This window comes from Paenibacillus sp. 1-18, from assembly GCF_000520755.1.
Lineage (GTDB): Bacteria > Bacillota > Bacilli > Paenibacillales > Paenibacillaceae > Paenibacillus > Paenibacillus brasilensis.
The window spans coordinates 1-13034 of sequence record NZ_ASSB01000066.1 but is presented as its reverse complement, the minus strand read 5'-3'; the positions used below and the strand labels follow the sequence as shown (position 1 = coordinate 13034).

Genomic DNA, 13034 nt, shown 5'->3' with positions numbered 1-13034 from the left:
AGCCCTTCACCCCCTTTTAAGACCAAGCAGCGGGCAACTGTGCCGCACTCTCCACATTCAGCAGCTCGCGACACAGATGACGGATTTCCCGCTGATAAATCGGTGAACTAAGCAATAATTCACGATGCTGCATCTGTTTCCATGAAGGAATATACGGCAGCGCTCCATGTAGCTCCATAAAGTCTCGAGGTAGTGAATTGATCATAGTTCCCATATAACGGTTCACCACAAAGCTCGTTTTGGACAGCATAGCTTCAAGCCCTTCGGGCTGTGTTAGCTCCAGAAAATCCAGCCATAGGCCACACTTATGCATGCTCATTAAATCGTCAGCCAGCAGCCAGATCAGCTTATGACTGACCTCAAGCATCGCTTGAGCGCGGTCACCGTCCTCAGATTCGCCATCTACGATTACTACATCATACTGTCCGCATTCAGCAATCGTCCGGATCAGCTGTACCGCTTCATCACAGGTCATATCTATTAGCTCCATGCGATTATAGACAGGCAGAAAAGTATCGGCCTGAATTTCAGGGCGATGTACACAATAGGAAGCTACGGAAGAGGGAATGCCATCACTCTCCGTCGCCTTGAGGTCATATAGCAGCCTGGACAGCCCTCCTCCTTCTGTGCTGTTAGAACTGCCTGAACCCGTGAACAACGAGCTTGAGTCCACCGTTTCCAGATTCAAATAAAATACGGAATACCCCTCATTCCCCAGCTGCTTGGACATATTGAGCGCAGCTGTTGTCTTTCCCATCCCGCCGGAAGCCGCCACCATGCCGATAATGGTTCCGCCTTCGCGGCTGTTTACACTTTGTCGACTGTTTGATTGCTGTCTTGCCATTTCCAAAATAGAACCTACCAGCTCGGATAAAGGCTGGTATTTCAATAACGGTTGTCCATATTCGCTCACTTCTTCTCCCTCATGTAATACCAAGCAAGGAATATTGGCAGCTTTCCGATCTGTCCACAGACTCAAAAAAGCCGCTTCACCCACCACGACATCCGGTCTTTTCATTCCATTCGTTTCCAGCATGTATTGACAAAATGCTTCCGGCTGCGAAAATGCCGTTATCCTCAGCCTTCTGGCGTACTCGCTCCCATGTACATAATTCAGCAACGGCTCAATATATTCCCGGCCATCTACAGCCAATACCACTTTCACCGGAATCATGACGCTACCCCCTTTCCTCAACACAACAACGCAAAAAAGCACCGTTCATCAAGCCGTAAATACATACGGTTGGTGAACGGTGCTTCCGTCACGTGCTATCTATTTACTGGTAGAATAGCATAGCACTTATTTTTGAGCAAGTATTTTTTATGCAAATACGACTTCAAATTCTTTTTAGGTGCAAAAGGCGGGGATACAATCCCCGCCTCCCACTACCTTTATCTTACCAGAATTTGTGGTGATGACGATGACAGTCATGATGGCGATGATGACGATGTTTCCGATGATGGTGACATTTTTTCACAAAAAAGTCTTCATGAAACCGATGATGTTTGACTCTAGGTTTAAACTTAATGACCGTCACCTTAATGATTTTCTTAGTAACGCGTTTTCTTGGCTTAGGGAAATGACAATGATGCCGATGATGTTTAAACATTTTTAATTCGCCTCCATTTCTTTGAGATAGAATATACTATGGAAGCACGGAACAACCGGAAACCAGCATATGACTATTTACGTATGAATTGGGTAATTCACTCATCTTCCTCGAGCTTGATATTCGGTTCATAGTCCGCCACGATTAGAACATCCATATGACGCGCTTGACGAAGAATTCTCGGAACGACCGTAACCTTTCCCCAACACTTACTTCGGGAAGACTGGCCCACGATGAGCTGCGTACCTGTATATCCTTCTACCGGAGCAATTAAAATGTCGGCAATCTCCCGTCGGCTGGAAACAAGCCGGATTTCAAAGCTTCCTCCCAATCGGTTGGTCAACATCTTTAATTGTTCCAGTCGAGGGTTCAACCCCTCGGGTATACTCTCACCGACATGAACATAAGTCACAATCCACACGGCCTTCAACCGAAAAGCGATACGAAAACCACGGCGAATCAGCCTTTCAGCATTTTCGCTTATCGTGACGCCTACGAAAATCACTTCCTCCCTACGCCACGGTCCCCGAAGCGATCCGTGACGATCCCACGATTCCAGCCGTTCATCCACATCATCTGCCAATTCCCGTAAAGCCAGCTCACGCAACGCAATCAGGTTACCTAATTTAAAAAAATGGCTAAGCGCCTGTTCCACCTTGGCGGGATCGTATATTTTGCCATCACGCATCCGCTGCTGCAACGATTTTGGAGCCACATCAACAAGTTGTACCTCATTGGCCAAACGCATCATATGATCAGGGACAGTCTCTCTCACTCGAATGCCGGTAATTTGTTCTACCGCGTCATTCAAGCTCTCCAGGTGCTGTACATTCATTGTGGATATGACAGAAATACCTTGATCTAAAATAGTCAGTACATCCTCATAGCGCTTGGATCTCGGACTGCCAGGAACGTTGGTATGTGCCAGCTCATCAATAAGCACCACTTCAGGATTGCGCCTAAGAATGGCCTCTGTGTCCATTTCTTCCAAATGCACCCCATGACGCTCGACGGGCTGACGGGGAATCATATCCAGAGAACCCACTTGTGCCAGTGTTTCTGCTCTTCCATGCGTTTCCAGCAATCCGATTACAACATCAATTCCACTCTCCAGCAAATCATTGCCTTCTCTCAGCATCGTATATGTTTTACCGACCCCTGGAGCAGCGCCAATGTATACCTTGAGCTTGCCGCGCCGAATTTTGGCTGCCTCAGCCTGTGCTTCCTCATCGCTCAAGCGATGATATGGTTCATTATCTCCTTCCTCCTGTCTCATCGTTGGCAAAATCCGTTCACCCTCCTGCTCGGCTCGATCCGCAATTAACAGCAGGTCCATGTTTTTCATCCGTTTAAAAATTCCGTTCACCAGCGACCCTCTAACCAACTCCTGCCATCGGGTCTGCCGAGAATGTCCCATGACAATCCGGGTGACATTATGCGCTACCGCATAATGGATAAGCTGACGAGGCAACCTTCTGCGGGAAAAAAGCGGGACTTCTTCAAATGTCGATCCTATCTTGTCAGCCAACTGCACAATTGAGCGCTTGAAGGCTGCTGATTCCCTGGACAGCTTGTGCTTCGGGCTGACAAAAGAAACCACCAGCATATCTCCACCCAACCGCTTGGCGACCTGCTCTCCTCTGCGAACATAAATGGACCCGTTCCAATGATACTGAACAGGCACCAAAATACGCTCTGCGGCTCCTGACGCCCCGTGCAATCCTAATTCCTCCCGGTGCCGTTCCAGCGAATCGTTCACATCCTCTGCCACTAATCGCAGAGCCAGCTCGCGCAGCTTACCGAGATTTCCCCGATGGAACATTTCAGGATTGGGCGTATGCATGTATCCTTTCGCCAGCCGTTCCAAAATGGTCTCCGGTGTGACATCAATCAGACGGATTTCATCCGCCAGCTCCAGTGTATCGACTGGAACCGTGGATGCCACTTCAATCCCTGTCAGCTGATAAACCCACTCCGTTATCCCTTCGAGTTCATAGACATTGACCGTCGTAATGACGCTAATCCCCAGCTCCAGCAAATATTGAATATCCTCCAGCCGGGTTGGAAATCGGGCATCTTCCCGGTTGCGATGTGCCAAATGATCCACCAGTACCACCTCGGGATTGCGTTCCACCAAAGCTTCCAGATTCAAATCTTTTTGCTCCACACCATCCTGCATCCAATGAATACTAGGCACTCGCTCCAGCGTGCCGATTTGCTCCACGGTTTCACGCCGCTGCATGGTCGAGACCGCACAAATCACCACATCAATGCCTTCATGCTGAAGCGATTGTCCTTCCTGGAGCATATGATACGTTTTGCCCGAACCACTGACTGCACCGATGTAAATTTTGAGTCTGCCCCGATGCAGTTTGTTAATCGAATCCAGTATTTCCTCGGGTGATTTGCGTTTGAAGCTCTCCATCCTTTGTTCCTCCCCGCCACGCGACAGCTCATTTGCGTCCGTTCTTGTCTGGTTGTAATGAATGTACTCCGGTGTTCCAGACAATTCAAGATGAGCATCCTGGCTTTCCCCGAAAAAAGCCACACAAGGCAGTATACACGCAAAAAAGCGTGAATTCAGGCATTTCCTGCCCGTTTGCACGCTTTTTTGGTAAACCTGTAGGTGGTCGCTTCCTGCGAATTAATGGCGTTCTTCGCCAACCATCCCTCGCTGCTGAAGCCATTTTTGCCACACCACACCATGGGATGGAGAAAAGAGAAAAGCTATAAGCAGCAGCCCACCCGATACACACAGCATACATGCTGCAATAGAGGCATCCAGCATACTTGCCGTGTAGAAGCCTGCCACCGAACTGATAGCCCCAAATCCGACGCTGTACACAATCATATGGGACAATTTCTCCGTGAGCAGATAAGCCGTAAGTGGCGGTACCACAAGCATTCCAACCACCAGAATTGCCCCCACGCTCTCAAATGACGCCACGGTCGTAAGCGATACGAGACTCATCAGCAGATAATGAAAAAAACAACCGGAATGCCCAGTGAAGCTGCTAATGCGGGATCAAAGGATGTGATCTTAAATTGCTTGAAAAAGCCCCATACCGCGAGCATATTGATTAAAAACATCATACCTGTAGTCCATACAGCCCTCGGACCTACATCGACACCAGCAATTTCTAGCGTATTCCACGGCACATATGCAATCTCCCCATACAGCACGTGATCCATATCTAGATGAACATTAGAAGCAAACACGCTGATCAGCTTGCCTTCCGGCACCTCAAAGGAAACATCGAACAGAACAGGCTTTTTTTGATAAGCTACAGATAAATCACGAACGACAAGCGGTGAATGCCCCATATGTTTTGCCTCCTTTATTTAAGGGCTTTATCCATCGTATTGACGTTATGCCTCACCATTCCGATGTACGTGCCTTCTTCCGTGCCTTCTTTGCCCATGGCATCCGAATATAGCTCGCCACCAATCCTTATCGTATGGCCTTGCTGAGCGACTCCCTGAATAACCGCATCTATGGCCTTTCTTGGCACGCTGGTTTCTACAAATAAGGCTTTGATTTTATGCTCCACCAGATAGTCTCGCAGCTTGGTCACATCCTGAGAGCCTGCTTCAGACTCTGTACTCATGCCTTGAAGTCCCTTAACCTGAATGTCGTAAGCATCTCCAAAATAGCCGAAGGCATCATGTGCCGTGACTAGCACGCGCTGGGCTTCCGGTATGCTCGCAATCTGCTCCCTTGTGTAATCATCCAGCTTCCGCAGCTCAGCTAGATAGGTTTCTGCGTTAGCCTTATAATCCTCTGCATGCGCAGCATCAAGCGCCGACAATTCATCTCTGACGGTTTCTACCGCAGACATCCAGTTTTGTACGTTAAACCAGATATGCGGATCATGCTCAGACCCCATTTCCGGGCTGCCTGTACGCAGCTGATCCTGGGTGATGTTTTTGGAGACAGGTATGACGTGTTTTTGCTTGCCGATTTTCTCCAGAATGTCCTGCATTTTTCCTTCCAAATGCAACCCGTTATAAAAAATAATGTCGGCCTGATCCAGCTTGCGCATATCTCCCTGAGAAGCCTTGTACAAATGCGGGTCAACGCCTGATTTCATAATGCCTGTAACCTCCACATGATCACCGCCAACCTTGCCCACAATATCCGAAATCATGCCGATGGTCGTCGTAGCCTTTATTTTTTGTCCTGCCTCTCTTGTCGTTCCCTGTTCCTTCTGCTCCTGACTACATGCACTGGCAAGAACCAAAACCAGTGACAATACTCCAACCGTCGTTACCCATCGCGGCAAAGTTTTCTTAGACTGCTTGTTCATGCTTTAAAACCTCCTTCGAATATTGTATTGGGACAAACTATTTCCATAAGACAATTATTTTTCACAAGGACTATATTTTGGAGTATAAACTAAAATTTTTACCTAGGGAAACATTTTTAGAATATAAATCTTATTCCTTTTGCCTGATCGTTCGATTTTGGCTCTCTGAATGTGTAATATATAGAAGACATCCAATCGTTAAAATAAAGAACGTATATAAAGAAGGTGCATATCATGAAGCAAACAGGACGCAGCCCATATCAGGACAAACGTCAGCAACATCGGATTCGGCCAATGCTGCACATTTTTGTGCTGCTGTGCTGTCTGGCTACCCTTACATCGTGTGCTCGGGGGGATATCCATGTCGATGTTCATCTTGATCGGAGTATAGATATGGATGCATCGTTCAGTGTGAACAATCAGACACTGATGATGTTGGACAATCCCGGACTGCTGGATCAATTAGCCAAGCGTATTCAAAGCAATAATGTGGATGTTCAGCCGCTAGCTGAACAGGGAAGAAAGGGATATCAAATCAAGGGGCATTATGAAGGAGATTGGGCCACAAACGAAAAAAATCCCAATCAGGAATTCAATCTGCCCGAGGGATTAGAAGTAAAACGCGCTGTGACCCAACATTTTTTCACAACAAATTATGATCTTACGATGAAGCTTGATCTGCCACGAATGCTTCCTGAAGAAGCCAGGGGATTGAGTGACAAATTACAGCAAATGAATGTGTTCGCGCGTAAATTACTGGAGCGGCAGCTTGATCTTAACTTTAGCCTGTCCTTGCCAATCCGACCTGCTGCCAGCAATGCGGACAGTGTATCGAAGGACGGAAAAACACTGCGTTGGGACATTGCCCCATTGGAATCCAATGAGTTGAAATTATCCATCAATGTCCCGAATCTACGACATATCGTATATGTAGCTATTGCGGGCTTGATACTGATTGTGGTGATTGTGATATGGCTGATTCGTGGTCATCGCTCCAAAAGGAAAGCTGACCCCTCTGAATCTTAAACCCTGACATCGCTAAAAAAATCGTTTCCGAATCTCTGGTGGGGGGATCTGGCATTGATCCTCTTCATCCTTGCCAAACCAGCGGTATCGGTTACGTGCTATCCAGTTATAGACAGCATCACGCATAAAGCGGGGAAATAGAATGAAAGCATAGGCCAGCGGGTATGGGAATCGAAGACGTCTGGCAATCCGCAGAGCCGCAGTTGACCTTGTATAATACATACCGTCTTCAATCAATACAAACGTATCCAGCTGATCTGTAGATAGTCCTCCTGCACGTAAAAGCCTTTGTCCTTCCTCGGATTGAAGGGAACCAAAATGGAATATCCCCTCAGGGTCACGCTTGATAATAAAGCGGGCTGCCCCCTGACAAAAATGGCATACACCATCCACCAACACAATGGAATGCTCCAAACGATCAGACTGCTTCATCATGCTTTCACCTCCAAGGAAATCAACAGCTTGCATGCCTTTATGCGTAAAACAAAAATTCATAAACAAAAAAACGTCGAAATCATCCGACGCTTGTTTAGAAAGGTATCGACTTTTACTTGTTCGGGAACTAGCTCAATGCTTTCTCGAACAATTGTTTGGCATGAATTTGCGCTAAAAGCTCTTCATGAAACTGATCCATACACTTGCAGATAAAATCCTTATGGCATACCGGGCAAGGTGTCGTTAGCAGTCGACTAATATTCGTCAAAGTCCACTCCGGATTACGTTGAGAAAAAACGCGGCACTCTGTACCATCGGCCAAACTCATTTTAAACTCATAAAGCCCTTCTTTTTCGTTGCTGCCAGCCAGCGTGAAATTAACAATATTCGGTCTGTAAGACATCGTATCACCCGTATTTTTCAAATTTGTTTCGTACCTGGTGACCAGAATCACCTAAGCCATCTTAATGAATTTTGGCGTTGATGTCAAATGGTCGGGGATCTACCGTCATGTTAATACATGATTTCCTTTCCGTATGTACTTTAAACGAACCACACACAATGAATCATAAAAAATAGGATTAACTTGCTTGGTCACACAAAAGTTGCACTGGACAAAAACTATTGTAGGTGTACAATAGGGATAACGTAATCGTTATGTCTCTAATACTATAATTCAATATGAATAAAGAAGGTGAAGCGTATGAAAAATATGAAGGGTAACGTGGTGGAAATCGCTTCACTGTCGGAAGTGAATCGTTCCTTGAGCGTCCCTAAAGACGGTACCTGGTTTCGGAAGTTTCTCGCCTTTGCCGGACCCGGCTATATGGTCGCTGTCGGCTATATGGATCCCGGCAATTGGGCTACAGACATTGCAGGCGGATCAAAATTCGGCTACACGCTGCTGAGTGTTATTCTGGTCTCCAACCTGATCGCTATTCTGCTGCAAGCCTTATCTGGCAAGCTTGGCATTGCCACAGGTAAAGATTTGGCACAAATGTGCCGTGATACCTATAGTCGTCCCGTCGCAATCGGCTTATGGCTTTTGTGCGAAATTGCCATTGCAGCCATGGATTTGGCTGAGGTTATCGGTTCAGCCATTGCATTGAAGCTGCTGTTTGGTCTACCGCTACTGTATGGCGTTATCATTACCGCATTTGATGTCATGCTCATTTTATTGCTACAAAACAAAGGTTTTCGGGCTTTGGAAACATTGGTCATTGTACTAATGGCGACAATTGCCGGGTGCTTTGGCATCAATCTCATTTTGGCACAGCCATCATGGGGCGGCGTGTTAGGCGGATTTGTGCCAGATTCACAAATTTTGACCAACCCTAGCATGCTGTATATTGCTATCGGTATTATGGGTGCTACCGTAATGCCCCACAATCTTTATCTGCATTCATCCATTGTACAAACTCGCAAATTTGAGCAATCTTCAGCAGGTAAACGGGAAGCTATTAAATTTGCAACTTGGGATTCCAGTATTGCGCTTATGTTTGCTCTCTTTATTAATGCCGCCATTTTGATCGTGGCAGCAGCGGTGTTCCATACTGCCGGAAGAACGGATGTAGCTGAAATTAGCGATGCCTACTATCTGCTGTCGCCTTTGCTCGGAACCACACTTGCAAGCATCCTATTTGGGATCGCATTGCTCGCCTCCGGCCAAAATTCGACTGTAACAGGTACGTTAGCCGGACAAATCGTTATGGAGGGCTTTCTCAACCTCCGCCTTTCCCCTTGGCTGCGTCGTCTGATAACCCGACTCATCGCTATCATTCCAGCGGTAATTGTCACTGCTATCGCCGGTGAAAAGGGGGCAGAAGAACTGCTTGTACTGAGTCAGGTTATTCTGTCCATCCAGCTGCCTTTTGCCATCATCCCACTGTTGCTCTTTACGAGTGACAAAAAGATCATGGGTGAATTCGCGAACAAAACGTGGCAAAAAGTACTGACCTGGATCGTGACCGCTGTCATTATCGTCTTGAATGTGATACTCATTATTCAGACGATTTCAGGTTGAACAATAATCATTTGCAGACGCCTAGGCTACACCCAAAAAAGGAGATATCCAAAACGCCATAAAAGGTGTAAGGATATCTCTTTTCTTTTCCCAATCGTATATCTGTACATTCATGCAAAATTCTTTACTTCCTTAGTTTGTAATGATACAGTAAAACCACAATACTAAATGTTTAGTATTAAATGTTTATTATCAAACTATGTAGAGGAGATATCATTTTGAGTACGACACGTGTAATGGTTCTTGGGCTTTTATTACAATACGGAGCAATGTCCGGATATGAGATACAACAAAAGATGCAATCCGCTCAAACGGATAAATGGGCTTATGTGCAACCAGCTTCTATATACCATGCCTTAAAAAAAATGGATTCGGAAGGAATTGTACAGTTAGAAACGTTAGAACAGACAGGGAACCGGTCCAAAGCCATATATGCTATCACGGAGGCTGGAAAAAGTGAGTTTAGTCGGCTTTTAATCGAATCATTTAAAGAATCTTCTGTTGTGTTTCCAACAGCACTGTACACAGCTTTAACTTTTATGGATGAGGCTGGGCTCCATGAAATTGAAGAAGCTTTAAGTTTTCAGCAGCAGGCCATCGAAAAAATCTATAAAGAAATGAAACTAGGGCAAGAACAAAAAGCTGAACTTATGGATATCCCCGTAAACGTCATGTTAATTTTCAGAAATATTTATGATCAATGCGAGCTTCAATTAAAATTTGTAAAACAAATTAAAGAGGAAATCAGAAGAAATTTATGAGGAGGATGTAATCATGAAACGGAGTAAAGGAGCACAGAATAAGCAAAAAGCTGCTCTAATTGTTGTTGGATTAGCTGTATTCATTGATATGTTAATCTATGGATTAGTCGTCCCCATTTTGCCAAGGTACGCAGATTCTTTGGGAGCAACTCAAACCGAAATCGGTTTTTTATTCAGCAGTTATGCAATCGCATTATTTATAGCTACACCTGTTTTTGGCTTATTAACGGATCGGATTGGGAGAAAGACACCTTTATTATGGGGGTTAATTGGACTCATAGCCTCCACTTTAATGTTCGCCATAGCCCACACCCTCTGGCTGCTTGTACTGGCACGTGCTCTTCAGGGAATCGCCGCCGCAATGACCTGGACAGCAGGGCTCGCTCTCTTGGCTGATCAATATCCATCTGAAGAACGTGGCAAAGCTATGGGCTTGGCATTATCCGGTCAAGCCGCCGGAACCCTTCTCGGACCGACAATTGGCGGTTGGTTGTATCAATGGGGAAGTTACCAGCTTCCTTTTTACTTTGCCATCTCCCTGGCTGTCATTGATGCTGTACTTCGGTTAATACTCCTGCATGATATTCCGGAAGCAAAAAATGAAAAGTATATTTCCCCTTTCTCGTTCATGAAAAATAAAGATTTGCTTTTGGTTATTGGAGTTGTGATTATCGGCGCATCCATCCCAAGCGTACTTGAGCCAACATTACCGTTACACCTACAGCACAATTTTAGCGCTAACCCTGGACTTATTGGATTATTATTTGCCATTCCCACACTTGCTTATGGCCTGGCAACACCTTTTATAGGACAGTTTTCCAGTAAGATTGGTTATAAAAATGGAATTCTCCTCGGTCTACTTATGGTATCCATTACTCTTCCTCTGACTGCACTTCCAGGAATATTATCGTTTCAAGCTATTATTTTAGCTGTTTTAGGGGTTAGCATGGGCATGGTTCTTGCTCCCTGCTTACCCCAACTTGCTGATATTTCTCAACGAAGTGGAATTCATTCTTATGGAATTACTTTTGCACTTTATAACACGGCATACTCGATTGGCCTAATGATCGGCCCTATTTTGAGCAGTACTCTTACAGATCTAATGAATATTAAGTTATCTTATTTAATCATAGGCATTATTGTATTTATATACATGTTCGTACTCGCTTCAGCCTTAAGGAAAGCCAAAAATTCATATCTCCCATAAGGAATGAAGCGCTTCCTTGCAGCTTTATCCATCCCAGAGCATCCCAATCCCATAAAAAAGGTATCCCTCAAGCTTATCGCTCGGGAATACCTTTTTTTGATCCATCTATGGCTTTACAGGCTCTACCTTCTTTGCGCTTCAAGCGCGAGGTTCAGCTTGAGCACGTTCACACGCGGCTCTCCGAACACTCCGGCACTACGGCCTTCTGTTTGCTCCTGTACCAGTGCTTTCAGCTGATCCTGCGCGATTCCCGTCAAGCGGCTAATGCGCGGAATTTGCACCTGTGCCGCCTGTGGCGAGATGTGCGGGTCCAGGCCTGAACCGGAGTTCGTAATCAAGTCCACCGGAACCTGGCTAATCGGCACATCTGGATTTTGTTTCTGCCAAGCGGCAATGGAATCCTGGACTCGCTGTATCAAGGCCGGATTCGACGGTGCGTAGTTATTTGAGCCTGAACCAGCCCCATTATAACCAATGCTCGACACCCGACCTTGGAAAAAGGCCGGATTGGCAAAGGATTGCCCGATCAGCTCAGAGCCAACAATCCGTCCCTCCGCATCCTGTAGCATGCTGCCGCCCGCCTGCTGCGGAAACAATACCTGTGCCACTCCTGTACTGACCAGCGGGTATGCCAAGCCGCACAAGAGGATCATCAGCACCGAGGTTCGCAAAGCGACTCCAACGATTGTACTTCCTCGCATCTCCTGTCTCTCCGGCTGCCCCTCTGACATAGCGTCCGTCTCTGTACGGTTGCTGCCACCTTGTCCGGCAGACCCGGCTTTTTCGTGTGCAGCAAATCTACGACCAGACATCATCCGATAAAACCCACTCATGTTGCTCACCCTTTCCGCTTCCATTATCTGAAATGCATCCTTTTACAGGCTGCTTTAAATCCATAAATGCACCAGCAAATCAATGGCCTTAATGCCGACAAACGGTACCACCATACCGCCCAAACCATAAATCAGCAAATTCCGTCCGAGCAGACGATCCGAGCTCATCGGCTTATACTTTACGCCCTTCATCGCCAGCGGAATCAGGAGCGGAATAATAACCGCGTTAAAGACCAGCGCCGACAAAATAGCAGACAGCGGGGAGCCAAGCCCCATGACGTTCAAAGCGCCCATTTGTGGAATGGCCAACATGAACATCGCCGGGATAATGGCAAAATATTTGGCAACATCGTTCGCGATACTAAACGTTGTCAGAGCGCCGCGTGTCATGAGCAGCTGCTTGCCGATAGCGACCACCTCAATAATTTTGGACGGATCGGAATCCAGATCCACCATATTGGCGGCTTCCTTGGCCGCGACCGTGCCGCTGTTCATGGCAAGACCGACATCCGCCTGCGCCAGCGCAGGAGCATCATTTGTGCCGTCTCCGGTCATAGCCACCAGCTTGCCCTGCTCCTGCTCACGGCGGATCACCGCGATTTTATCCTCCGGCTTGCTTTCTGCTACAAAATCGTCCACACCTGCTTCACGAGCAATAGTAGCAGCGGTCAGCGGATTATCCCCGGTACACATAATCGTACGAATACCCATTTCCCGGAGCTGATCGAACCGCTCCTTCATACCCGGCTTCACCGTGTCCTTCAAATAAATAATCCCGTATATCTGACCGTCCAGCGCGACTGCCAGCGGCGTTCCTCCTTCAGAGGCCACC

General features: G+C 46.6%; 12 protein-coding genes and 1 pseudogene. 5 read left to right on the top strand and 8 right to left on the bottom strand.

The window, feature by feature from the left end:
• Positions 1 to 16: 16 nt before the first annotated feature.
• Positions 17 to 1174: an AAA family ATPase gene (locus L693_RS0104210; RefSeq protein ID WP_025716194.1), complete on the bottom strand. Its 1158-nt coding sequence runs from the start codon at positions 1172 to 1174 to the stop codon at positions 17 to 19.
• 132 nt (positions 1175 to 1306) lie between these two features.
• Between L693_RS0104210 and L693_RS29775 the strand changes: the two genes are divergently transcribed.
• Complete coding sequence (locus L693_RS29775) at positions 1307 to 1510, top strand: hypothetical protein (protein WP_155983764.1); 204 nt, start codon at positions 1307 to 1309, stop codon at positions 1508 to 1510.
• Between the two features lie 197 nt (positions 1511 to 1707).
• Here the strand turns inward: L693_RS29775 and L693_RS0104200 are convergent, their stop codons facing one another.
• The 3 genes and pseudogenes from L693_RS0104200 to L693_RS0104185 form a co-directional block, all read right to left on the bottom strand.
• Positions 1708 to 4035, bottom strand: coding sequence for a histidine kinase (locus tag L693_RS0104200; protein WP_025716193.1), 2328 nt, complete (start codon positions 4033 to 4035; stop codon positions 1708 to 1710).
• 219 nt (positions 4036 to 4254) lie between these two features.
• A pseudogene (locus L693_RS27650) lies at positions 4255 to 4838 on the bottom strand (metal ABC transporter permease); the annotation flags it as partial.
• A gap of 110 nt (positions 4839 to 4948) precedes the next feature.
• Positions 4949 to 5917 (bottom strand): metal ABC transporter solute-binding protein, Zn/Mn family, encoded by a 969-nt coding sequence (locus L693_RS0104185; RefSeq protein WP_025716190.1) that lies wholly within the window; start codon positions 5915 to 5917, stop codon positions 4949 to 4951.
• Between the two features lie 234 nt (positions 5918 to 6151).
• Here L693_RS0104185 and L693_RS0104180 point away from each other — a divergent pair, with 234 nt between their 5' ends.
• Entirely contained in the window at positions 6152 to 6943 is a 792-nt protein-coding gene (locus tag L693_RS0104180) for a DUF3153 domain-containing protein (RefSeq protein ID WP_025716189.1), read from the top strand.
• 12 nt (positions 6944 to 6955) lie between these two features.
• Here the strand turns inward: L693_RS0104180 and L693_RS0104175 are convergent, their stop codons facing one another.
• Both L693_RS0104175 and L693_RS0104170 read right to left on the bottom strand, forming a co-directional pair.
• The gene (locus tag L693_RS0104175) at positions 6956 to 7375 is read right to left on the bottom strand and encodes a thiol-disulfide oxidoreductase DCC family protein (protein ID WP_025716188.1); all 420 of its coding nucleotides are present in this window, start codon (positions 7373 to 7375) and stop codon (positions 6956 to 6958) included.
• A gap of 130 nt (positions 7376 to 7505) precedes the next feature.
• On the bottom strand, positions 7506 to 7832 hold the full coding sequence (locus L693_RS0104170; protein WP_025716187.1) for a hypothetical protein: 327 nt from the start codon (positions 7830 to 7832) through the stop codon (positions 7506 to 7508).
• Positions 7833 to 8081: 249 nt separating this feature from the next.
• Here L693_RS0104170 and L693_RS0104165 point away from each other — a divergent pair, with 249 nt between their 5' ends.
• The 3 genes from L693_RS0104165 to L693_RS0104155 all read left to right on the top strand — a co-directional run bounded on the left by L693_RS0104165 (position 8082) and on the right by L693_RS0104155 (position 11369).
• Positions 8082 to 9401, top strand: a complete 1320-nt coding sequence (locus tag L693_RS0104165; RefSeq protein WP_025716186.1) for an Nramp family divalent metal transporter — start codon at positions 8082 to 8084, stop codon at positions 9399 to 9401.
• Positions 9402 to 9619: 218 nt separating this feature from the next.
• A complete protein-coding gene (locus tag L693_RS0104160; RefSeq protein WP_025716185.1) occupies positions 9620 to 10162 on the top strand; it encodes a PadR family transcriptional regulator in 543 nt (180 codons plus the stop codon).
• A 13-nt stretch (positions 10163 to 10175) separates the two neighbouring features.
• Positions 10176 to 11369: an MFS transporter gene (locus L693_RS0104155; protein WP_025716184.1), complete on the top strand. Its 1194-nt coding sequence runs from the start codon at positions 10176 to 10178 to the stop codon at positions 11367 to 11369.
• 122 nt (positions 11370 to 11491) lie between these two features.
• Here the strand turns inward: L693_RS0104155 and kdpC are convergent, their stop codons facing one another.
• Positions 11492 to 12226 (bottom strand): potassium-transporting ATPase subunit KdpC, encoded by a 735-nt coding sequence (kdpC, locus tag L693_RS0104145; RefSeq protein ID WP_155983763.1) that lies wholly within the window; start codon positions 12224 to 12226, stop codon positions 11492 to 11494.
• A 30-nt stretch (positions 12227 to 12256) separates the two neighbouring features.
• On the bottom strand, positions 12257 to 13034 hold a 778-nt coding region (locus L693_RS0104140; protein WP_025716183.1), incomplete at its 5' end, for an HAD-IC family P-type ATPase.